The following is a 22756-nucleotide window of genomic DNA, read 5'->3' on the forward strand; positions in this document are numbered from 1 at the left end:
ACCTTAGTGCTCGACGCCGAGTGACGCGTCCGCCGCGCGGAGGGCGGCGAGACAAGCGCCCAAGCGCAGTCGAGTTTCAGGCTGGCCCTGCTCATCTCCATTGCGCGCTGATCAGACCGCCCCGCGATAGCGGAATGGACGCGGTCTTACACGCTGTCGAAGGTCTCGCGCCATTGCTCCGCAGAAGTGATCGTCGGCGCACCCTTCGAGTACTGCTCGGCCAGCCGCCTCCATCCGAGGGCGAGCTTGAGGTTGAGTCGGATGCTTCGCCAGAGGAACCGATGCATCGTCGCGCGGTCGCGCTGGTACCACGCGACGCCCAGGCCGTCAGGAGAGGTCACCAGCGCGGAATCGATGTCGGCGAATCGCCACCAGGTGATGTCCGGCGCGGGGATGACGCGCTCGGGGTTGCGCCTACTGCCTACTGACTGCTTGATCAGCAGCTGGCGCATGGCGACGCGGACGGCGAGGGCAAGAGTAGCCACCGGATTCGTCGGCTTGCGCACGCCGCCGAGGATAGCCACCGACGAGCGGCGAACCGGCGGGAGCGTGGAGAAGTCGTCGACGACCTTGGAGTCGACGTACTTCGTGCGCAGCTCACGGATCTCCGCCTGCTTGCTCGGAAGCAGGTCCGGGAGGAGGGACGGCCCGCGGAACGCGTCCTTCAGCGCCTCATGGCGAAGGCGAACCGCCGAGTACTGCAGCATGAACAGCAGCTTGATGTCGCCGAGGAAGGAGTGCAGCGGAAGGTATCCCCCGTTGCGCACATCCGAGTGCAGAAGACCGGTGATCACACGGTTGCGGTGGATGAAGTACTCCTCCCACGTGCGCGTGGGGTCCTTGTCGTGCCACGCCATGTGCCACACCGCCACACCGGGCAGGCACACGGTAGGGTACCCCTTCGCCCGCGCCCGCAGAGAGAACTCGATGTCGTCGAACTTCAGGAAGACCGGGAGCGAGAGGCCGATCTCCCGCAGAATCGACGTCGGGATGAGACACATCCACCAGCCGTTGAAGTCGGCACCGAGGTAGCGATGCAGCTCGGGCGTCTCGCGCAGGGGCTCCTCGGCGAAATCGTGGTCGTACTCGCTCGCGCCCGAGGGGCGCATCCAGGATTTGCGCGGGTCCCACACCTCGCCCTGGGTGTAGAGCACCGAGCGATCGTCGAGGTGGAGCATACCCCCTCCCACAATGGTGGGTGTCACCGCGAAGTCGGCGAAGCGTACTGCACGCACAATCGCCTCGGGCTCGGAGATGGCGTCGTCGTCGAGCAGCAGCACGTAGTCGCTATTCTCTGAGCTGAGCCCCTCGAGCATGGCGCGCGAGAATCCGCCGGACCCTCCCAAGTTCGGCTGTCGGACGATCTCAAGGGTGTCGCCGAGGGCCGCGGCGGCAGCCGCGAAGCCCGGCTGGTCCGACACGAGGTCGGTGCCCTGGTCGACGACGATGACGCGGTCAAGCACTTCGTGCACGTGCTCGTTCTGCCCCACGGCGATGATCTGATTGAGGCAATAGGTGGGTCGATTGAACGTCGTGATGCCAACGGTTGTCTTGCCGGGCTTCCAATTCTCGGGTTCAGCAACCTGCCATTCCGCCGATACGAGAGTGACGTCCTCGTCGCCTGATGCGAGGTCGAACCAGTACGAACCGCCATCGATGAACGATGTGATTGGCAGATCGAAGGTCACCATCTCGTCGGCGAACGTCTTCGAAGCCAGCGCCGACGCCCGTCCTCGCGCGCTCGACTTGTAGACCGAGATGAGGCCACGCCCCTTGACTGTGGCGACCAGCCGCACAGACCGGACCCGCGTCCAGTGCTGCCAGTAGCTCGCGGGGAACGCGTTGAAGTACGTGCTCAGCGACACGCGGCGGTGGGCGTAGACGCGAATGCTACGCCGGTCGATGATCTCGTAGGCCTCCCCGGGCTGAGATCCGTCGCCAGAGCCTGTGTCCACGTACAGTGCAGAGACCTCCGCCACTCCCTCGATCGGGAAGACGGTGTGGTTGACGGCAATGTAGTTTTTGTTCTGTTCGTCAGTCATGTCGCTGTCCTTCACGCGAGCTGGTTGTTCCACATGGAGAGGGCGGAGCCGATCGCCATGTGCATGTCGAGGTACTGGTACGTGCCGAGGCGACCGCCGAAGTGCACGCCCTGCTCGCCCTTGGCGAGCTCGCGGTATGCCAGCAGACCGTCGCGGTCCGCAGGCGTGTTGACCGGGTAGTACGGCTCGTCCTCGCGGTTCGCGAATCGCGAGAACTCGCGCATGATGACCGTCTTGTCAGACTCGAAGATCGCCTTGCGCTCCGGATGGAAGTGCTTGAACTCGTGGATGCGGGTGAACGGCACATCCAGATCGGGGTAGTTCATCACGCTCGTGCCCTGGAAATCACCCACATTCAGAACCTCCTGCTCGAAGTCCAGCGTGCGCCAGCTCAGCTCGCCCTCGGCGTAGTCGAAGTAGCGGTCAACGGGACCCGTATAGACAACCGGCAGCTGTCCCACCGTGTCGCGCTTGTTCAGCGGCTGAGTCTCATCGAAGTAGTCGACATCCAGCTTCACCTCGATGTTCGGATGATCAGCCATCCGCTCCAGCCACGCGGTGTAGCCGTCGGTCGGCAGCCCTTCCCAGGTGTCATTGAAGTAGCGGTTGTCGTAGGTGTAGCGCACCGGGAGCCGGCTGATGATGTCCCCGGAGAGCTTCTGCGGGTCGGTCTGCCACTGCTTCGCGGTGTAGTCGCGGAAGAACGCCTCGAAGAGCGGGCGTCCGACGAGGGCGATGCCCTTCTCCTCGAAGTTCTGCGCAGACTTCACGTCGAACTCCCCCGCCTGCTCCCTGACCAGCGCACGCGCTTCGTCGGGCGAATAGGCAGCGTTGAAGAACTGGTTGATCGTGCCGAGGTTCACCGGCATCGGATACACGACGCTGTTGTGGTTCGTGTAGACCCGGTGCACGTAGTTCGTGAAGGTCGTGAATCGGTTGACGTACTCCCACACCGTCGCGTTCGACGTGTGGAACAGGTGCGCACCGTACCGGTGCACCTCGATGCCCGTCTCGGGCTCGGCCTCACTGTACGCGTTACCGCCGATGTGGCGTCGCCGATCGATGACGGTGACCTTACGACCGGCTTCAGCTGCGCGCTCAGCGATGGTGAGGCCGAAGAAACCCGACCCAACGACGAGGAGATCCATGTATGCAACTTTCGTGACGCTAGACGGCGAAGGGGTGCTCCCCTAGGGAGAGGAGGCACACATTCGCAAATGTTACCCGGAGGTGAATGTGATCAGCCTGAGGCCACACCAGACCGTAGGTCCACACGAAGCCGTATCACGCGATGCACGTGAGACGTTCTGATCCACGCGATACCGGCTTCCGGAGTCACGATCACGGCGTGAAGTCCACTGGTGAGCTTCACCGACCCGCGTCAGCAGACCCTGGACGTATACCCGATGAGGAACCCGGAGATGACGAAGAAGACGTCGACCCCGACGTAACCGCCGCTCAGACGCCCAGGCCAGAGGTGGTTGAGCACCACCAGGCAAATCGCCAGAGCCCTCAGCGCTTGGATGTCCTGACGGAATAATTGTCGGCGAGCAGCCGCACGAGAAATGATGCCCGCCGGAGCGGGCGCGCTCACGAGCTCAGGTATTCGCGCAGCTGATGGCCGGCATCCCGGGGCGCAAAGCCCGTCGCCTCGATCTTCGCGAGCGACAGCACGCTGTTCCGGGGCCGGGGCGCGATCGGACCGATCGTGTTCGCGAAGTACTCCTCCGTGCTGACACCGGAAACCCGCGCGCGTTCCGCTCCTGTGATGTCGAACACGTCGGCGGCGATCTCCGCCCATGTGCGCGGCTCTCCGGCTCCGGTGAGGTTATACGTCCCGTAGGGCGCTCCCTCGCGCAGCAGATGCGCGATGGCTCGCGCGATCTCCGATGCAAAGGTCAGTCGTCCGCGCTGGTCGTCAACCACCTTCGGATCGACCCCCTTCTCCGCGAGGCTCGCCATCGTCCGGACGAAGTTCTTGCCGTCGCCGATCACCCAGGAGGTGCGCAGGATGTAGTGTCGCGGGGCCGTGCTGACAGCCACATCGCCCGCGGCTTTGGACTGGCCGTAGACACCGAGCGGCGCGAACGCTCGCTCCTCGTCGTATTCGCCCTCCGCGCTGCCGTCGAAGACGTAGTCGCTGGAGACGTGTACGAGCGTCAGGCCGAATTCCGAGGCGACGCGAGCGAGCTTTGCGGGGCCCGCAGCGTTGGCCGACCAGGCATCGGTGCGGCCCTCAGCCGTCTCGGCGAGGTCGACCGCAGTATAGGCCGCAGCATTGATGATCGTCTCGTAGTCACGCCAGCGCCGCTCGGAGCTAAGATCGGGAGCACGGAGATCGAAATCCTCCCGCGTTGTCCACTCGACGTTCGAAGCATCCCCGAATTCGGCCCGCAGCGCACGCCCGAGCTGACCGCGGGAGCCGATCACCAGGACCTTCCGAGGCGGGATGGGAACCACGCCGGGCAGCCTCGGGTGTGCAAGATCCTTATCGGAGATCTCGACCTCCGTTAGCGGGATCGGCCATTCGATCGCGGCGGTCTCATCGGCGAGATTGAGGAACGAGTACGACGCTTCGGGCGACCAGTGGTCGTTCACGAGATACGTGTAGGCGGTGTTGGGTTCGAGCGTCTGATACGAGTTTCCGACGCCTCGTGGGACGAAGATCGCCTTGGACGCATCGAGCTCGGTCGTGTAGACAGCGCCGAACGACGGTCCTTCGCGCAGGTCGACCCAGGCGCCGAAGATCCGCCCGGCGGCGACCGACACCCACTTGTCCCATGGCTCGGCGTGGATGCCTCTGGTGGTCCCGACAGCATCGTTGAACGAGATGTTGTTCTGCACCGGACCGAAATCGGGCAGACCGATGGCCGTCATCTTCTCGCGCTGCCAGTTCTCCTTGAACCACCCTCGCGAATCGCCGTGGACAGGCAGATCGAATACGACCAGTCCCGGGATGCCGGTCTCAGCCGAGCCCAGCTTCTTGCCGAAATCGATGTCAGTCACGCTGTCCTACTGTCCCTTCGACGCGTAGAAGGCCTCGGTGGAGTCCTTCGACGGCCCCCACCATGCTTCGTTGTCGCGGTACCAGCGGATCGTGTCGGCGAGTCCGGACTCGAAGTCAGCGAATTTCGGCAACCAGCCGAGCTCGGTGCGCAGCTTCGTGGAGTCGATGGCGTAGCGGAGATCATGCCCGGCACGGTCCGCCACGTGGTCGTAGGCATCGCGCGGCTGTCCCATGCCCTCGAGGATCAGCTCGACGACCTCCTTGTTGTTCCGCTCACCATCGGCACCGATCAGGTAGGTCTCGCCGATTCGACCCTTCTCGAGGATGGTCAGCACCGCCGATGAGTGGTCGTTGGCGTGAATCCAGTCGCGTACGTTCTCTCCCGCGCCGTAGAGCTTGGGACGGATGCCGCGGATGACGTTCGTGATCTGGCGCGGGATGAACTTCTCGACGTGCTGGTACGGACCGTAGTTGTTAGAGCAGTTGGAGATCGTCGCCTCGACGCCGAACGAGCGGACCCAGGCGCGGACGAGCAGATCGCTGCCCGCCTTCGTCGACGAGTACGGCGACGACGGGTTGTACGGAGTCTGCTCCGTGAACCGCTCTGGCTCGTCGAGCTCGAGGTCGCCGTACACTTCGTCGGTCGAGATGTGGTGGAAACGAGTGCTGTGCTTCCGGACCGCCTCGAGCAGCGTGTAGGTGCCCACGATGTTCGTGTCGAGGAACGGGCGGGGGCTGTGCAGCGAGTTGTCGTTGTGCGACTCCGCTGCGTAGTGCACGACCGCGTCGGAGTCGGCGACAAGACCGTCGACGAGCTCGGCATCCGTGATGTCGCCGTGCACGAACGTCAGACGATCTTCGGGGAGCCCGTCGAGCGAAGCGCGATTGCCCGCATAAGTGAGCGCATCGAGCACGGTGACCGTGTGATCGGTGTTCTCCACGACGTAGTGGACGAAGTTCGACCCGATGAAGCCGGCGCCGCCGGTGACGAGAAGGTTCGACATCAGCGACCTCTTTCCAGGGTCTCGAGGAGATAGGTTCCGTAGCCGGACTTGACGAGCTTCTCCGCCCGCTCGCGTAGTTCGTCGTCTGAGAGGAAGCCTTGACGCCAGGCGACCTCCTCCGGTACTCCGATACGGAGTCCGGTGCGACGTTCCATCGTGCGGACGTAGTCGCCGGCATCCGACATCTGGTCGAACGTCCCCGTGTCGAGCCATGCCGTTCCGCGCGGAAGCACCTCGACCTGCAGTGATCCGCGCTCAAGGTAGGCGCGGTTCACGTCGGTGATCTCGTACTCGCCCCGCGCGCTCGGCTCGAGGTTCCGTGCGATCTCCACCACGTCGTTGTCGTAGAAGTAGAGTCCGGGGACCGCGTAGTTGCTCTTCGGCTGGGCAGGCTTCTCCTCGAGAGAGATCGCGCGGCCCCCGTCGTCGAACTCGACCACGCCATAGGCGTTGGGCTCCGCGACCCAGTACGCGAAGACCGCCCCGCCCTCGACGTCGTTGTAACGCTTGAGCTGCGTCCCGAGTCCAGGACCGTATAGCAGGTTATCGCCGAGGACGAGCGCGACCTTGTCGTCACCGATGAAGTCGGCGCCGATCACGAACGCCTGCGCAAGACCGTCAGGCGACGGCTGCTGAGCGAATGTCAGGTTCACGCCGAATTGTGAGCCGTCGCCGAGCAGGCGCTCGAACTGCTCGGCGTCGTGCGGTGTAGTAATGATGAGGATGTCGCGGATGCCTGCGAGCATCAGCGTCGACAACGGGTAGTAGACCATCGGCTTGTCGTACACGGGGATGAGCTGCTTAGAGATGCCGATGGTGATCGGGTGCAGTCGCGTTCCGGAGCCGCCAGCGAGAATGATGCCTTTCACCCCAACATCGTGCCACACAGTGCTTGAGTCATTCCGCCCGCCTCTCAGTCCACTTGCGTAACATGAGCCACAGTGGCGACATCTGTGGCTTTCCGCCACAATGGGTCAGGTGAATGGCACCATCCCCCGCCTGCGCGCGCTCGTCGCCACCGCCGCCGCCTTTTTGGTCGCCGCATCCGTCCTCGTTGCCGTTCCGGCGGACGCCCTGTCAAGCGCCTCGAGCCAGCCGTCCAGCGCCGCCGCGACGACCGGCGTGGTCAAGGCCGCCGACCTCTCGCAGTTCCGCGCGGGAAACATCATCTCGGACGCTGTCTTCACGGACAGCACGACGATGTCGGCGGCCCAGATCGACTCGTTCTTCCGCAGCAAAGTGTCTACCTGTCAGTCCGGGTACACGTGTCTGAAGGACTACCGCCAGAGCACGCCGAATCGCGCCGCCGACAAGTACTGCAATGGGTATACGGGCAGCAGCAACGAATCGGCGGCGACGATCATCCATAAGGTCGCGCAATCGTGCGACATCAATCCCCAGGTCTTCATCGTCATGCTCCAGAAGGAACAGAGCCTCGTCACGCACACGTGGCCGAGCGACTGGCGATACTCGATGGCACTCGGGCAAGGATGCCCGGACACCGCGCCATGTGACCCGAGCTTCGCAGGGTTCTTCTATCAGATCTACGGTGCGGGTCGGCAGATGAAGATCTACACCGAGGGCCGGTACTTCACGTACTACGCGCCCGGCAAGACCTGGAACATCCTCTACAACCCGGATAGTGCTTGCGGTCGCGGACCCGTGCACATCGAGAACGCCTCGACCGCAGCGCTGTACTACTACACGCCGTACCAGCCGAACGCCGCCGCGCTGCGCGCGGGGTACGGCACCGGCGACGGCTGCTCCGCGTACGGTAACCGGAACTTCTTCAACTACTTCACCGACTGGTTCGGCTCCACTCAGATGCCTGCGACCAGATTGATCAAGGCGTCTAACTCCGCCGAGATCTACCTCCTCGCCGAATCGCGCAAGTACCACATCACCGACGGCACCGCTTTGGCGGCGTACATGGCACAGCTGGGGTGGTACCAGACGGTCGCCTCCAGCTACATCTCCTCGATTCCGAATGCGACTTCAGCCACGCGCTTCATCAGAGACGCGCGTGACGGCGGGATGTACCTTCTCGAACCGGACGGCACCAAGCACCGCTTCACCGCGGCCGACGTCGTAACGCGATTCGGGTTCAGCATGTCCGTCTACACTTCTCTTCCCGGCAGTGTCATCGACCGGTTCCCAACAGGCGCCAATGTCGGCACCTCGTTCACTGACGATGTATCCGATCCCTATTACCGGTGGGAGAACGGCGCCAAGCGCCACATCGTGAACTCACAGGCCTGGTCGGAACTGCCCACGTCGGAACGTGTCTACGTGGCTACGCTGCCCGCAGCGAATGTGGCAGCTATTCCCAATGGACCGTCGATCCTCCCTTCCCGCACCCTCGTCCGCGAAGCGAGTTCTCCAGATGTCTACCTGACTGGTGTGGGCGCGGAGATCGTCCACATCCCCACCTGGGGTGTGGCCTACGACGCAGGAGTTAGGCGGACTGCCGTAGTGCCCGACGGGACACTCTCCGCGAACCCACGAGTGACAGGCGACCTCGCGCCCTTCTCGGAATGCGCAGGTACCGTGTACGCCGCCGACGGTGGAGCTCTGACTCGCATCCTCACAAGGCCGACGGGAGCGCCCATCGTCTCGCTTCCCGACTCGATCTGCTCCGCTCTGCCCAAGACGGGACGAACGATCAACGAAGCGGTCTTCGCGCAGACGCCCGGTTCGGATCCTGTCTACTTGATCGCCGGCGCTCAACTTCGCCATGTCCGCAGCCAGGCGCGACTTCAGGAAGCCAACGGCACCCGCGCCCTCTACTTCTTCTCGTGGTCTTCGGACACTCGGAAAGCCTTCACCGTCGGCGCCCCGCTTCTCGCCGACAAGACGTTCGTGAGTTTCGGCACCGACGAGATCTTCTATGTCGAAGCAGGAAAGATCCGCCACGTGCAGTCGAACGCGACCCTGCTCCGGCTCGCGAGCCCGTCCTGGCCGTCAGTGGAGAAGCTCGCACCGGAGTGGCGCGCCGCCTACAGCGTCGGTACGCCGCTGCCGTGACCCAGCGGCGCGGCAAGGATCAAGTGAACGGCTCCCCTAGACTTGAGCACATGTGTTCGGGGACTGACGACTTGCTGGTCATCGTGCCCGCGTGGAACGAGGAGAACAACGTCGGCGCCACGGTTCGTGAGATCCTCAGGGCGATCCCGGATGCGGACGTGCTCGTGGTCGACGACGGCTCCCTCGATACGACCGGCGATGTGGCCCGTGCTGCAGGCGCGGCGGTCCTCACCCTCCCCTACAACATGGGAGTCGGCGGTGCGATGCGAGCCGGGTACGCTTTCGCCCAGCGCAACGGGTACCGAACAGCTATCCAGGTCGATGCCGACGGTCAGCACAATCCCGAGGACATACGTCGGGTCCTCGCCGGATTGAAGAATGCCGATATCTCCATCGGGGCTCGGTTCGCCGAGGTTGGATCCTATAAAGCCAGCGGACCGCGCCGTTGGGCGATGCTCTTCCTCGCGGGCGTGATCTCCCGCATAACGAAGACTCGGCTGACGGATGTCACGAGTGGCTTTCGCGCCGCCAACGAGCGAGCAATCGATCAGTACGTGGCCTACTACCCCGCGGAGTATCTCGGCGACACGATCGACAGTCTGGTCGCCGCTGTGCACGCCGGTTTGCGAGTCACCCAAGTTCCTGTTGCCATGCGCCCCCGCATGTCGGGCGATCCGAGTCAGGGCTTCGCCAGCTCCACCGTCTATCTCGCCAGGTCGGTCTTCGCCCTCACACTCTCGATCGTACGTCGTCCCATCAGGGGGCGCGCATGATCTCCTTGGGAGCTCTCGCTCTGGGCCTCGTGATCGTGGTTTCCGTGACGACGCTGCTCTTGCGCCGGCAGCTTCGTGAAAAATATGCGGTGCTGTGGCTTGCCATCGGACTGGCCGTGCTTCTCCTCGGTGTGTTCCCGCAGGCCCTCTTCTGGTTGACGGCCGTGCTGGGGTTCCAACTCCCCGCCAACCTCATCTTCACGCTGGCGATCGGTCTGCTTCTCGCCGTCACACTGCACCTGTCCTGGGAACTCACCCGCGCAGAGGAGCGGCTTCGGCGGCTCGCTGAAGAGGCGGCGATCACCCGCCTGAGGCAGGAACAGCTCGAACGGGATATCGCGGGTCTGAGCCACGACGACCGGGATTCATCGACATCGGGCGAGCACGAGCATGACGACATCGACTGATGTCGCGGTGATCTTCACCACCTTCAACCCCACCGCTCAGTTCACGGAGACGGTCATAGCTGTTCTAGCCGACTTCCCGGTCGTCGTCGTCGACGATGGATCGACGACGTCGACCACGGTGCTCGACGATGTCGCAGCCGCCGGAGCCCGGCTGATCCGTCAGCCGATGAATCTGGGGATCGCCGCCGCACTCAACGCAGGGCTGCGATACGCATTCTCCAACGGCGCTGGATACGCCGTGACGTTCGACCAGGATTCCGCGCCGGGCGCGGAGACGATCGGGGAGCTGAGACGGACGTTCGATCGTCTCAATTCGCGCGCTAACCTCGTCGTCGTCCCCGAGCAATTCGCAGGTGTGCGACAGGCGGTGTCCAATCGTCCGCTCCCCGATGCGAGAAGAGTCATCCAGTCCGGCATGATGATCGACGCGAGTACTTACGAGCGTATCGGCGCGTTCGATGAGGCCCTCTTCATCGACCTGGTGGACACCGAGTTCGAGTTGCGGGTCATCGCGTCAGGCGGCCGGATCGTGGCCGCACCCACGAAGATCGATCACGAGCTGGGAAGCATGGCCCGTCTTCGACCGTTTGGCCGCTTTCCAGTGACGATCGCAACCATGGTGAGCACGCCGTTCCGCTACTACTATCGCGCGCGAAACCGGATGCTGCTCACGCGAAAGTACGCTCGCACCTCACCTGGCCGCCTGCTCGGTGATCTCCTCACGGATCTCGCGTACTTCACGGTGATCGTCGCCTCTGCAAGACCTCGGCGAGCGATGTGGGCTGTCCTCCGCGACGGCTTCCGGGACGGCCTGCACGGAAGCGGTGGCCGGATACCCGAAGGCACACGTGCGCAGGCGACATCCATCACGTGGTCGACAACGGCTGAGTGACGGTCGAACGACGTCCGCCGATCACCACCCCCATCATCCAGCTTCCGAGATACTCGATCACGAATCGCGCAGGCGCGTGACCTGCACGACGCGCATCTCGGAGCATCCGCCAGGTCGGCCAGAATCGACGCTCGACGCCGAACACTGAGACGATCCGTGCGTCTCCGTCAGGTACGCGGGAGGCAAGGGTCATCGCCATCAGTTGACGCCATCCGACGTATACCTTGAAGTACATACGCATCATCGACAGTAGCGAGCCGGTCGGTTCGTACCGCCGCGTGAATGCCCTGGCATTCTCGATGGCACTCACGACAGCACGCAATCCCGCCTTGCCATCGAGCCTGCTCGGATCGCCGAAGACATTCGAATCGTGTTGCACGTAGTCCTGCACGACGTCGTCAAGAATGCGAGTGCCGCCGTCCGCAGCAGCAAGTACCGCCAACCAGTGATCGTGGGCGGCTGCGCGGGTCGACATCCGTGGGAAGGGGAGGCTCCTGGTAGCGAGCTCACCGCGCAGAACGCAGAGCGAACCCGTGAACTGGTTGTTCAGAGTGGTCATGATCCCGCCGAGGTCACGGCGCTCGGTGAACCCGGTGGTCACCTCGTCAGGATGAGTCACGAGCCTCGCTTGACCGGACACAAGAGCTACCTCATCGAGGTGAGGCACCAGTGTCTCCAGCTTCTCCGGGTACCAGTAATCGTCCTGGTCGCAGAGAGCAACCCACGACGTCGTTGGATCCATCGCAGCGAGGCCCCGTTCGAAGTTGAGGTAGAAGCCCAAGCGAGTACCGTCAGCGATCACACGGAAACGAGGATCCTCACCTGCGGCTTCGGCGACGACGCGTCGAACGGTCGAATCGTCCCCGTCCACCGAGATCACGCATTCCCAGTCCTGCAGAGTTTGTCCCCGCAGCGATGAGATCTGCCGAGCGAACAGCTCGGGATTGGGCTCGTAGGCTGCGAGCACGATGGTCCCGCGTCCCGGATTGCTGACCATCGTTCTCGCTCCACTCCCGTGACTTCTCCACGCCCAGTCTAGGGTCGCGTACGCAGCTGCTCGGGGCAACCGACAGGGTTTGGCACAACGCCACCGCCTAGGATCAATACATGCCCTGCCTTCCTCACCCGCAGCTCGCTATCTCGGCCTTGCTCGGCTCGGACGACAGCTTCGCGCTCGCCTGATGGGTCGCATCCGCAACGGGGGCTCTCCTGCCGCCGCCCTCGCGCATCGTCTGCTCGGCTTCTCCACTCTGCCATTCCTCGCCTCGGCGCTGCCACTCATCGCGCTTCCGATCGTTGCGAGAGCCGCCAGCACCGATGATTGGGCCGCAATGAACGTTGGGCTCAGCGTGGGCGCCTTTGCAGCCGCCGTCGGACTTGTGGGCTGGAATATTCTAGGCACCCCGCTCGTGGCCTTGGCTCAGAGCGAGGACGAGCGACACCGACTTTATGCCCGCTCGTTCTACATTCGCATCGTGGTCGTCGTGATCGCGAGCGCGATCAGCGCCGTTGTAGCGAGCGCAATCTCTCCATCCGGGACGTGGGCAGTCGCCTCGACATTCGCTACGGCAAGCGCGCTCAATGGGATCAGCCTCAGTTGGTACGCCGTGGGTGTAGCCGCACCTCGACTTGTGCTGCTCTACGAAGTCCTCCCGCGAACGATCGCGACAGCAGGAGCGCTCGGGATCGTCCTCCTGACAGGAGATGTGGTCTACTACGGGCTGCTGCTCTGCCTGTCCGTCTTCATCGGCACGATCGCGTTCCATACGACACTTCACGGACGGCTCTTCCCTGAATGGCCAGGATTTCGGGCGCTTCGCAACGATGTCGAAGACATGCGGCATGCGTGGGGAACCGAGTCCGTCGGGAGCTTGTATGCGAACGCTCCTGTACCGCTCGCAGGCATAGTGGCGGCTCCCGCTGCTGCGGCAGTGTTCGCTTCGAACGACAAGATCTACAGGTACGGCATCCTTGGTGTCGGCGCTGCCGGAAACGCCCTCCAAGGATGGGTTCTGGAGGCGCAGGATCATCACCGTCGGAAACGCAACGTTGCTGCTCTCCTCCTCATGGCCGTGATCGCGGTCATCGGATGGCTGGTGCTCGCCGTCTTCGGGCCGGCGCTCAGCGGCTGGATGTTCGGCGCGGACAAGCAGGGCGACCCAGTCGCGTTCGGCTACTTCGCTATCGCGTTCATCGGCGTGACAATGTCGACACCGCTCATCCGCAACGTTTTGATCCCGGCGCGTAAGGAACGACAAGTGTTCGTGTTCACTCTGATCGCTGCGTTGGCCGGTGTTCTCGCGATGGCGCTCCTCGGCGCGAATTTCGGCATCGTCGGAGTCGCGGCGGGCTTCGCGATCAGCGAGATCGCGACTTTGATCGCCTGTATCTATCTGACCCTGCGCACCGGTCTTGCGCATCACGAGACGTCGACAGGTCTGTCGGAGGCATGATGAATTCTGAACAGCTCACCAGTCCTGCGGTGCATATCCTGCTTCTTGCGCCGTCCAAGACGCCGATCGGCGGCTACAAGGTCGCGTACGAGTACGCCAATGCACTCGTCGACCTCGGAATCGCAGTCACTGTCTGGCACTCCGAGGCATTCTCGGTAGCCTACGGGAGCCGGCGACGCACACCGCGGGCAGTGAAGAGTCTCCTAGCCTGGTGGCTCCGCGGGCACAGGGCCGACTGGGGCAAGAACGGTGTGACCTGGTTCGACCTTGACCCGCGCGTCACGGTGCGCGCCACCGGATGGTTTCCGAGAATCGGACTGGCTAGTGGCGACGCTGTGATCGCGACGGCGGTTCAGACCATGTCCTTCGCCGGCAGATTAGCCGACAGACGTCATGCTCGTTCGGCTGCTCTCATCCAGCACTATGAGACGTGGGCTGCTGCGCCGGAGGCGATCGCCTCGGCATGGTCAGCCGTCGACGAACGAATCGTGATCGCGCCCTGGTTGGCCGAGAAGTGCGCAGAGCTCGGACTGGACTCGCACTTGGTGCCCAACGCCCTCGTCGCGGAGAGCTTCCCTCCTGGCCCGTCCCTCGACCAACGTCCCCGACGCGTTCTGTCGCTGCTCGCACCGCATCGATACAAGCGTCCCGACGTGGTCATCGCGACATTGAGCCGTGTTCTGGAACGCGATCCGGCTGCCGAGTTGTACACCTTCGGCCAGTCGCTCGACCGACCAGACATGCCTGCCTCCATCCGTTACGTGGCCGACCCTTCCCCGACCCGTCTGAGCCACCTGTATCGGACATGCCGTGTTTATCTCTGCGGCAGCGACGAGGAAGGGTGGCATTTACCTCCCGCCGAAGCAACTCTGTCCGGGGCAAGCGTCGTGTCCACGGACATCGGCGGCGTGCGAGCCTCAATGAACGATGATGCCCTCTACGCGCCACGCGGCGACGCTGACGGCCTAGCCGAACAGATCCTCGTCGCGTTGGACAACACCGAGGACTCGCAGCAGCGCGTGGAGCGCGCGCGTACGCGCATCTTGGGAACGACGTACGCAGGAAACGCGCAAGAGATACGCCGCATCCTCGGGGTTTGAACTCCGCAAATGATGCTGCCGCAACCGATACGCTGAGTCAGATGTTCGCAGAATTCACCGCGCACGCCGTCTCGGCCTCGATCTGCATGGCCACCTTCAACGGCGAGAAGTATCTGCAGGAGCAACTCGACTCGATCCTCGCCCAGCTTCATGACGGCGACGAATTGCTCATCGTGGACGACGCGAGTTCTGACCGCACGCTCCAGATCCTGTCGGCGGTCGATGACCCTCGCGTTGTCGTCGTTCAGAACTCAGAGAATCTAGGGTACGTGCGAACCTTCGAGCGTGCGATGAACCTCGCGACGCGGGACGTACTGCTGCTCAGTGACCAAGATGACGTGTGGGTCGAAGGAAGACGTGACGAACTCGTTCAAGCTGCCCGGCACTCCGCGGTCGTCGCCTCGAACCTTCTGCTCCTTGGCACGCAGCAACCGCTACCCTCTCCACTGACCGGTCACCCCTGGTTGCTCTCCCACTACGATCGAAGGTTCCTGCTCAACGAGCTGCTCATGCTCATCGGCAATGCCCCCTACTTCGGCTGCGCGATGGCGGTTCGGCGGGATGCTCTCGATCTGATCCTGCCGTTTCCGCCGTACCTCAACGAGTCCCACGATCTGTGGATCGCGACTGTCGGCAACGCGTCCAGAGCAATGCGTCACGTCCACAAACCGTCGATCCTGCGCCGAATTCACGACGACAACACCTCTCCGTCGAGGCCTCGCGGCGTCGCGAAGGCGCTCCGATCGAGGTTCCTGCTCCTACGGCTATGGCGGGAAGCACACGCTCGCGTCAGGCATTCCTCTTGACGGTCGGGCGGTGTCAGCGCGCGAACACGTGTGCCAGCGCTGCTCGTCGACCTTCCCCGTCCCCGCGACGGAGGACATGCGGCAGCACCGCAAGACCATGCAGCCGTGCGATCAGACGGTTCCGAGCCACGCGCTCGGTCTGCCGCCATCCCTTCTCAGCGGCCAGTCGCGCCGCTAAGGCGAAGTAGTCGCGCTCATCACGGAACCGGCGTCCGTCGAGCAGCGCGCGTTGAGACGCACTCGACTCGTGCCGCCTGTACAGGAACGCCTTTTCCGGGACGTACGCGAGCGTGCCTCCATCAAACGCGATGTCCATCAGCAGAGCTAGATCTTGAATGATCGGTAATCCGTCCCGGAAGTCGATTCGCTTCAGGGTCTCCGTGCGAAACGTCAAGGACGGCCAATACAGCCAATCGCCGCGGATGAGGCTGGTTGCCATCTCCTCCCCCGTGAGAACCGCAACGCCGTCGACGGCCTTGGGGGCGAGCAGTCGTTGCTTCACTCGGTCGACGAGCGGAAGAACGCGTCGACCATGCTCGTCGATCACGTCCACGCCCGGCTGGATCACATCAGCGTCGGGCATCCCGCCTATCACGCTCTTGACAACGCGCACGTAGTTGGGATGCAGCAGATCGTCGCAACCCGGGATCGTGACGTGCGAGCTGGTCGCTCGCCGAACTGATTCTCGGAAGTTCTCGGTGATGCCCAAGTTGCGATCATTGAGAACGTACTCGATTCGCGGATCATCGATCGCGTCGAAGTACGCGGGCACTGACTCGTCGGGATACCGGTCGTTGATGACCACAAGCCGCCAGTCGGGATCATCCTGCGCCCGGACGGAATCAACCGTCTGAAAGAGCAGTCCGGGATCTCCCCAGTAGGGGACGAAGATGTCGAGGGTCATCATCAATAGTCCGTCCGAGTCCCGAGAGTCAGTCGCACAGCACCACCTGGTACAACACCGCGTCGCCGACTCTGTCGATCTCCTTCACCGAGTCGGAGTCGCTCAGTTCGTCGAGGCCGTCATAGGGATGTTGACCACCGTTGACCTCCTGTGTGCCGAAGTCCAGGACGTAGTTGATGCCCAGTCGATAGATCGCGTCGCACACCGCAGATCCCGGTCGCGGGTCATCGAGACCGAGGAGCACGGTCTCCATGTCCTCGGTGATGTCCATGAGCGTGTGCGGCATCACCACGCGTCGATCCGCCAGCGCGTACGCAAGCCCTGTTCCCGTCCACGGACTGCCGAGGATCACGGCATCTTCGGGGGTCTCGTCGTCGAGTCGCTCAATCAGCGCGAGTTCATCCGACGTCACCAGTTGCGCCGTGTCGGTGACGGCGAAGGCGCCGTGCGCGCTCGTCACTGCCTGTCTCATACTCCAGGCTTGAGGCACCACGAAGAGCACGATCACCGCCGAGGCGGCCGAAAGCACTCGCCCCGCGTAAGCGCTCGAGCCCCGGTCGTACGCGCGATGGGTCAGTGACCACAGCCGTTCGCCACCGATCGCCGCGAGCGGAATCCACGCGAGCGGCAGGACCGCTGCCAGCCGCGGTGCGTTGTTGTACCAGGCACCCGTGATGATGTCGCGTAGCTCCAGATACGGCAAACCCGAGACGACGATGTAGAGGCCGGCTGCCACGACGAACAAGGCGATCGCGATCCAGTCGGTCGTGCGGCGACGTCGCAGGGCGACCCCGCCTCCCATGACGACAAGCCCGGCCAGGACGATGTTCACGGGCGCGAACCAGACGGAGCCCGTGAGCACCTCACCGATCGCCTGCCCGACAGTCTCGGTAGTGAGCCACGTGCGAGCAGCGGCCGGCGGCCGCAAGACGTACCACAAGCCGGCGGCGAGGATCACGAATGCCGCCATCCAGATCGATGCCATGATCTTCGCGCGGGGTGAGGCATTGGCGGCGAGCAGGCGTACCCACAGGATCAGAAGAATCGCTCCGGTGAAGACCAGGAACACCACGAGGGCCCCCGGATGCGCCACGGCGATACCAGGCAACGAGCCAAGGGCGGCAACGATGAGCCGCACACGTTCGCCCCACGTCGTACATCTGCTCGCTTGGATCAGCATGGCGGTCGGCACCGCAACGAGGCTCAACCCCATCATGTAGGGGAGCAGGACGCCGTAGTCAATCATGAGAAGCGGAAAGGCCGGTGTGGCGACGCTCATCGCTGCCGCGGTGACGAGCAGTGAGCGTCCGCTACCGAACAGCGTCGACACGAGGAACAGGATCGCTGTCGGCCACGCAACCGCGCCATAGAAGAACATCACCGCGTTGGACGCGACCGGGATGCTCACCCCAGCGATCTGCACAGCGATGGCGGTGACTGCGTGCCATCCTGATGGATAGAACGGAAGCCCGCCGCTGGGCGCGCTAGTCATCGACCCGATGGTCAGCGGCGACACCGATCCGGTGTCGAGGGCGTACCGGACGGCGTTCAGATGGAAGATGTTGTCGAACGTCTGCGAGAAGTTCTCGGGAGACTCGATCACGAGGGAAAGCTGGATCAGCACGACGATGGCTGCGCCACCGAGCAGGAGGAACGGAGTCGGGCTCCGTTCCGACGTTTGCTCGGCCGCGGAGAAGCGGGTCAGGACCAGCCGGATCACAGCGACCACGGCTGTCAGCGCAAGGGCCGTCACCGCGATCGGCAGCAGTCCCCAAGGCAGGTCGACGACGGGGCCGATCAGCGCTGCCATCACCACCACGGTCGTACCTGCGGGGGCGGCCAGCGCAAGTCGTGCGAAGCCCCGCATTCCCAGGGCGGAGGAGAGCAGGAATCCGGGGATCAGGATGACACCGATCACGGTGATCACAGCCAGCGCGAGGTTCAACCATCCCATGTACGAACGCCTTCCTGTTCGGCGGCCGAGAAGAGACACACCGGCGTTGATCCTACCGGTGAGCTGCTGGACGACACCCGACACACCTGCCGACGTGCGCCTTCACGGTTCAACCAACGGCGACAACCTATGATTGGTGAGGCGTTCGCCCGAGAGCGCCGGGAAGAGGTGAGGAACCGCCGTGTCCCAGACATCCGTGCCGTCCGACCAGAGGCTCGCGCAGCCCGGCGGAACCAACGGTCTCTTCGACGTGTTCCGACGTCGCTACTTGCTCAGCCTGATCGTCCGTAAGGAGGTCGGCATCCGCTACCGAGGTTCCTTACTCGGCTGGCTCTGGTCGTACGTGAAGCCGCTGATTCAATTTCTCGTCTTCTACTTCGCCCTCGGCGTCTTCCTCAATCTGAACAAGACCATCGAGTTCTATCCCATCTACCTGTTGTCGGGAATCACGGCGGTCACGTTCTTCAACGAGTCGTTCCAGAACGCCACCAGATCGCTGGTCGACAACGCCGCGCTGATCAAGAAGATCTACTTCCCGCGACAGATGTTCCCCGTCGCGAGCACGTTCGTCGCGGCCATCAACACGATCCCGCAGATCATCGTCGTCATCGTGATCGCGTTGTTCTTCGGGTGGACGCCGACTCCCATCGGCGTGGCCGCCCTCCTCCTGGGCCTAACAATCATCGCGCTCCTCGCCACCGGTCTCGGCATGCTCTTCGGTGCGATCAACGTGACGTTCCGCGACGCGCAGAGCTTCGTCGAAATCATCGTCATGATCTCTGTCTGGGCGTCGCCCGTGATGTACCAATGGCAGATGGTCGCCTCCAAGGTGCCGGACTGGCTGTTCCAGCTCTACGCGCTAAACCCGATCACCGTCGCTGTGGAGCTGTTCCACTACGGGATCTGGCACGCGCTGAGCCCTGCCGATGCCGGGGCCCTCCCCGCTATGTGGGTCCACGCCTTGATCGCCGTCGTCGTCTCCATCCTCGTCCTCGTCATCGGCGAGGCCGTCTTCCGTCGCCTGGAGGGTCGTTTTGCCCAGGACCTCTGAACCGTCGACACCGCGCATCGTCGTCGACGATGTCCACAAGCACTTCAAACTGCGCCATACCCATTCGATCAAGGAGACTTTCGTCGCCGCCATGCGACGCAAGGCTCTCTCCTCGGAGTTCCAAGCGCTCGACGGCGTGTCCTTTGAGATCGGCGAGGGCGAGTCCGTCGCCCTGCTCGGCTTCAACGGCTCCGGCAAGTCGACGATGCTCAAGATGATCTCCGGCGTCCTCCGCCCCGACCAGGGCAAGGTCATGACCCGTGGACGCGTGGCTGGGCTGATCGAGGTCGGTGCGGGATTCCACCCCGACCTCTCCGGGCGCGAGAACGTTTACCTCAATGCGGCCATCCTCGGGATGTCGAAGCAGGAGACTCAGGCGCAGTTCGACTCCATCGTGGAGTTCAGTGAGATCGAGAAGTTCATCGATACCGAGGTCAAGCACTACTCCTCCGGCATGTTCCTCCGCCTCGCCTTCTCAGTCGCGATTCATACGCAAGTCGACATCCTCCTGATCGACGAGATCCTCTCAGTCGGTGACGAGCCTTTCCAGAAGAAGTGCTTGGCGCGGATCCGGGAGTTGCACTCGAAAGGCAAGACCCTCGTGGTCGTGAGCCACGACCTCGACATGGTGTCAACCCTCTGCGAGCGTGGGATCCTGCTACGAGACGGCAAAGTGGGCTTCGACGGCCCCAGCAAGGAGGCGGTGGAGGTCATGCGGGCGTGACCTCCAGCTTTCGCAGCCCACGCCTTCAGAAGCCATAATGCGAGATATGCCGAATCTCAATCCGTTGACTGCGGTTCAACGTGCCGTTGCGTGGATGCGACGCGTGAATGCCTCGCTTGAGCAGCTGGGTGAACAGCAGGCGGGACTGCGAACACAGCTCGAGTCGATGGCAGGGGACCTCTCCTCTCTCACCGCGCTCACACGCGCCACTTCGGAGACTGTCGACGAATCTCGGCGCGCCAGTATGATCGCGGTCAGACGTCTGGGCTCCATCCGAGCCCGTATCCGGGTCGTCTTCCTAGTGCACAACGCCACGGCGTGGGGCTCCATCGCCGAACTGATCGACCTCATGCAGCGCGACGCGGAGTTCGATCCCGTGGTTGTCACCATCCCCCGGCATTACTCCGGTGTTGGTCCTGCGAAGGGTGAAGGGCGCACTCATCGGTTCCTGCGCACGGCTGATGTCCCCCATCTGCGGCTCCAGAGGGACCGACTCCACGAAGCGACACAGCTGCTTAGCGCCTTGGACCCGGACATCGTCGTGCGCCAGAGCCAATGGGACGACGACATCGACCGCGCCTTCAGCGCGGAGGCTCTGACCTGGGCACGTCTCATACTGATCCCGTACGAGACGATGAATACCACCGAGAACGTGCCGGTCGGCGATCCCCCGATCAATTCCGCCGTCGACACAGTCATGCACCGCCACGCCTGGCTGGTCTTCCTCGCCAATGAGGAGGCGCTCAAGATCGCACGCGCGGATTCCCTCACCGGTGGACTGCAGTTCCGCGCGGTCGGACACCCGAAGCTCGACTACGTTCGAGCCACCGAGACGCACTGGCCGATCGAGGGCGTCGAACTACCTGCCCGCCGTGTCGTGTGGTCTGCTCATCACTCGATTCTCACCGGCTGGAACGACTTCGGAATGTTCCCTCACGTGCGCCGGGACATGCTCGAATGGGCGAAGGGGTCTCCGGATACGGAGTTCGTCTTCACACACCATCCCCTCCTTCCTGGCACGATCGAGCGCGAGGGCGGTCCGATCTCACCAGCCGAGTACGAAGCGTGGCTGGACGAGTGGAAGAGCCTGCCCAACACCGCCGTCTGGCGCGGCGACTATTCGGCCGTGATGTCCGCGGCCGACTATCTCGTCACGGACGGCCCCAGCATGATGATCGAGGGACAGCTGCTGGACGTCCCGACCATCTTCGTAGAGCGACCGGATCACATTCCTTTCAACGAGATCGGACGCGAGATCGCGCGGGGTGTGCACCGTGTCCGCTCCGTCGAGGAAGCACAGAAAGCGATCCGAGACATCGAAGCTCACGGAAGCGACCCCCTCGCCGAGCGTCAGGCAGCGAACGTGAGCCGCTTCTTCGGAGAGCCGGGGGCCGCAGGGCGCATCCTCGAGGTCATTCGCGCAGAGATAGCTGCGGATCGGATCGTCGCCAGCCGAACCTGATGATGAGGGTCAGTTTGAGGTCGACTCTCAGAGTTCCGCGTGCAGTGCCCACACGCGCTCGGCTGAGCTCGCCCACGAGAACGCACGTGCCCGATCGGCGCCGAGTACACGCAGCCTCTCGCGCCCCGAACCCAGCGCATCGATGAGCGCGTCGTCGAGCTGACCGGCGGGCACCACAGCTCCCCCGTCCGCGATCACGTCGCGGTGCACCCCGGAGTACACGGCGACGATCGGCACGCCGAGCTCCATCGCCTCGACGAGCCGCCACGACCAGGCCGATGCGGTCGAGGTCGCCACGACTGCGCCGGCTCCCGCGAGCAGCGCGGCTCGTGAGGAGTCATCGAGCTCATCGGTGATGTGCGTCCGACGCTCAGGATGGCCCACCGACGCAGCCAGATCGATCAGTTCAGTGGCCGCACCTTCTCGGACGTCCACCACCACCGCATCCACCTCTGCACGCGCAGCAGCGCGGAAGCCGTCCGCGAACGACTCACCGTCGCCCGTGATCACGATGTAGCGCTCCGGCAGCTGCAGGTCCGCCCGCAGCAGTGCGGCATCCCCCGGCTCACGGAAACCCATCGGCGCAGCACCCGCGATCACGCGCACGCGGTCACCGAGCGGAGCGATCTCAGCAACCCGCTCTGCCATCGCATGCGACGGCACGACCACCGCATCCGCGTGTTTGACCGCTCTCTTCAGCATGGCGCGCTGCCACACGACACTCGTCTTCGGCAGCGTCTCCGGAGCCTCCCACGCGCACAGATCCCAGAGCGTGACAGTCGTCTGGTCGTTGTCGTGCACCCGATCGTGACGCACCAGGGGTGCGAGCAGGGTCGGCGAGTGGATCAGCCCGCCCCCGACCCCGGCGGCGATGCCCATCTGCCAGGCGGCGGCCAGCTCACGCCGCGCGAGCGGCAGGGTGCGCACGTCGTGGAGACCGGCGACTGACGACTCGGCGCCGTTCGGCACGATTCCCGAGACGACGCAGCCGCGAGGCGCGGTGCGGATGAGTCCCTCGGTCAGACCGAGCGCAGCACGCGCCAGATCGGCGTCGACACCGACTTGGTCGACAACCACACGCAACTGCACAGTCATGGTCTCAGCGTAGCCGCGACGCCCAGGGCGATCGGATGCCGCTCCGGCCCGCAGCCGA

General features: G+C 63.7%; 19 protein-coding genes. 10 read left to right on the top strand and 9 right to left on the bottom strand.

The genetic code is table 11. The features are described 5' to 3' along the window. Positions 1–146: 146 nt before the first annotated feature. From PGB26_RS12925 to rfbA, 5 genes are all read right to left on the bottom strand, one after another. Positions 147–2042, bottom strand: a complete 1896-nt coding sequence (locus PGB26_RS12925) for a glycosyltransferase (protein ID WP_271638047.1) — start codon at positions 2040–2042, stop codon at positions 147–149. An 11-nt stretch (positions 2043–2053) separates the two neighbouring features. Further along, a complete protein-coding gene (glf, locus tag PGB26_RS12930; RefSeq protein ID WP_271638048.1) occupies positions 2054–3190 on the bottom strand; it encodes a UDP-galactopyranose mutase in 1137 nt (378 codons plus the stop codon). Between the two features lie 442 nt (positions 3191–3632). Continuing rightward, entirely contained in the window at positions 3633–5048 is a 1416-nt protein-coding gene (locus PGB26_RS12935) for a bifunctional dTDP-4-dehydrorhamnose 3,5-epimerase family protein/NAD(P)-dependent oxidoreductase (protein ID WP_271638050.1), read from the bottom strand. A gap of 6 nt (positions 5049–5054) precedes the next feature. Continuing rightward, on the bottom strand, positions 5055–6053 hold the full coding sequence (gene rfbB, locus PGB26_RS12940; RefSeq protein WP_271638051.1) for a dTDP-glucose 4,6-dehydratase: 999 nt from the start codon (positions 6051–6053) through the stop codon (positions 5055–5057). Beyond that, the gene (gene rfbA, locus PGB26_RS12945; RefSeq protein ID WP_271638052.1) at positions 6053–6922 is read right to left on the bottom strand and encodes a glucose-1-phosphate thymidylyltransferase RfbA; all 870 of its coding nucleotides are present in this window, start codon (positions 6920–6922) and stop codon (positions 6053–6055) included. Before rfbA ends, rfbB begins: the two co-directional genes overlap by 1 nt. Positions 6923–7031: 109 nt before the next feature. Between rfbA and PGB26_RS12950 the strand changes: the two genes are divergently transcribed. From PGB26_RS12950 to PGB26_RS12965, 4 genes are read left to right on the top strand one after another with little or no spacing between them, the layout of a single operon-like run. Further along, positions 7032–9077: a hypothetical protein gene (locus PGB26_RS12950; RefSeq protein ID WP_271638053.1), complete on the top strand. Its 2046-nt coding sequence runs from the start codon at positions 7032–7034 to the stop codon at positions 9075–9077. 50 nt (positions 9078–9127) lie between these two features. Continuing rightward, on the top strand, positions 9128–9850 hold the full coding sequence (locus tag PGB26_RS12955) for a glycosyltransferase family 2 protein (RefSeq protein ID WP_271639675.1): 723 nt from the start codon (positions 9128–9130) through the stop codon (positions 9848–9850). Beyond that, the gene (locus PGB26_RS12960; RefSeq protein ID WP_271638055.1) at positions 9847–10257 is read left to right on the top strand and encodes a DUF2304 domain-containing protein; all 411 of its coding nucleotides are present in this window, start codon (positions 9847–9849) and stop codon (positions 10255–10257) included. The genes PGB26_RS12955 and PGB26_RS12960 overlap by 4 nt, the downstream gene beginning before the upstream one ends. Next, a complete protein-coding gene (locus tag PGB26_RS12965; RefSeq protein ID WP_271638057.1) occupies positions 10241–11149 on the top strand; it encodes a glycosyltransferase in 909 nt (302 codons plus the stop codon). The genes PGB26_RS12960 and PGB26_RS12965 overlap by 17 nt, the downstream gene beginning before the upstream one ends. Here the strand turns inward: PGB26_RS12965 and PGB26_RS12970 are convergent. Further along, positions 11124–12146, bottom strand: a complete 1023-nt coding sequence (locus tag PGB26_RS12970) for a glycosyltransferase (RefSeq protein WP_271638058.1) — start codon at positions 12144–12146, stop codon at positions 11124–11126. The two genes, PGB26_RS12965 and PGB26_RS12970, sit on opposite strands and share 26 nt — an antisense overlap. Positions 12147–12330: 184 nt before the next feature. On the opposite strand from PGB26_RS12970, the gene PGB26_RS12975 reads away from it, so the two are divergent. Genes PGB26_RS12975 through PGB26_RS12985 form a run of 3 tightly spaced genes read left to right on the top strand, consistent with a single transcriptional unit; the run spans position 12331 to position 15508 of the window. Next, positions 12331–13602, top strand: a complete 1272-nt coding sequence (locus PGB26_RS12975; protein WP_271638059.1) for a lipopolysaccharide biosynthesis protein — start codon at positions 12331–12333, stop codon at positions 13600–13602. Beyond that, positions 13602–14702: a glycosyltransferase family 4 protein gene (locus tag PGB26_RS12980; RefSeq protein WP_271638060.1), complete on the top strand. Its 1101-nt coding sequence runs from the start codon at positions 13602–13604 to the stop codon at positions 14700–14702. The genes PGB26_RS12975 and PGB26_RS12980 overlap by 1 nt, the downstream gene beginning before the upstream one ends. A 41-nt stretch (positions 14703–14743) precedes the next feature. After that, positions 14744–15508, top strand: coding sequence for a glycosyltransferase (locus PGB26_RS12985; RefSeq protein WP_271638061.1), 765 nt, complete (start codon positions 14744–14746; stop codon positions 15506–15508). Positions 15509–15521: 13 nt separating this feature from the next. On the opposite strand, the gene PGB26_RS12990 is transcribed toward PGB26_RS12985, so the two are convergent. Together PGB26_RS12990 and PGB26_RS12995 are read right to left on the bottom strand one after the other, a co-directional pair. Further along, positions 15522–16415 (bottom strand): glycosyltransferase family 2 protein, encoded by an 894-nt coding sequence (locus PGB26_RS12990; RefSeq protein ID WP_271638063.1) that lies wholly within the window; start codon positions 16413–16415, stop codon positions 15522–15524. 25 nt (positions 16416–16440) lie between these two features. Further along, positions 16441–18366, bottom strand: coding sequence for a DUF6541 family protein (locus PGB26_RS12995; RefSeq protein ID WP_271638065.1), 1926 nt, complete (start codon positions 18364–18366; stop codon positions 16441–16443). A gap of 181 nt (positions 18367–18547) precedes the next feature. Here PGB26_RS12995 and PGB26_RS13000 point away from each other — a divergent pair, with 181 nt between their 5' ends. Genes PGB26_RS13000 through PGB26_RS13010 form a run of 3 tightly spaced genes read left to right on the top strand, consistent with a single transcriptional unit; the run spans position 18548 to position 21603 of the window. Beyond that, positions 18548–19417 (top strand): ABC transporter permease, encoded by an 870-nt coding sequence (locus PGB26_RS13000; RefSeq protein ID WP_271638067.1) that lies wholly within the window; start codon positions 18548–18550, stop codon positions 19415–19417. Next, the gene (locus tag PGB26_RS13005; protein WP_271638068.1) at positions 19401–20141 is read left to right on the top strand and encodes an ABC transporter ATP-binding protein; all 741 of its coding nucleotides are present in this window, start codon (positions 19401–19403) and stop codon (positions 20139–20141) included. Before PGB26_RS13000 ends, PGB26_RS13005 begins: the two co-directional genes overlap by 17 nt. A gap of 46 nt (positions 20142–20187) precedes the next feature. After that, positions 20188–21603, top strand: coding sequence for a hypothetical protein (locus PGB26_RS13010; protein WP_271638069.1), 1416 nt, complete (start codon positions 20188–20190; stop codon positions 21601–21603). Between the two features lie 27 nt (positions 21604–21630). Here the strand turns inward: PGB26_RS13010 and PGB26_RS13015 are convergent, their stop codons facing one another. Then, positions 21631–22698, bottom strand: coding sequence for a glycosyltransferase (locus PGB26_RS13015; protein ID WP_271638070.1), 1068 nt, complete (start codon positions 22696–22698; stop codon positions 21631–21633). Between the last annotated feature and the right edge of the window lie 58 nt (positions 22699–22756).

The sequence above is a fragment of the Microbacterium sp. nov. GSS16 genome (assembly GCF_028198145.1).
GTDB lineage: Bacteria > Actinomycetota > Actinomycetes > Actinomycetales > Microbacteriaceae > Microbacterium.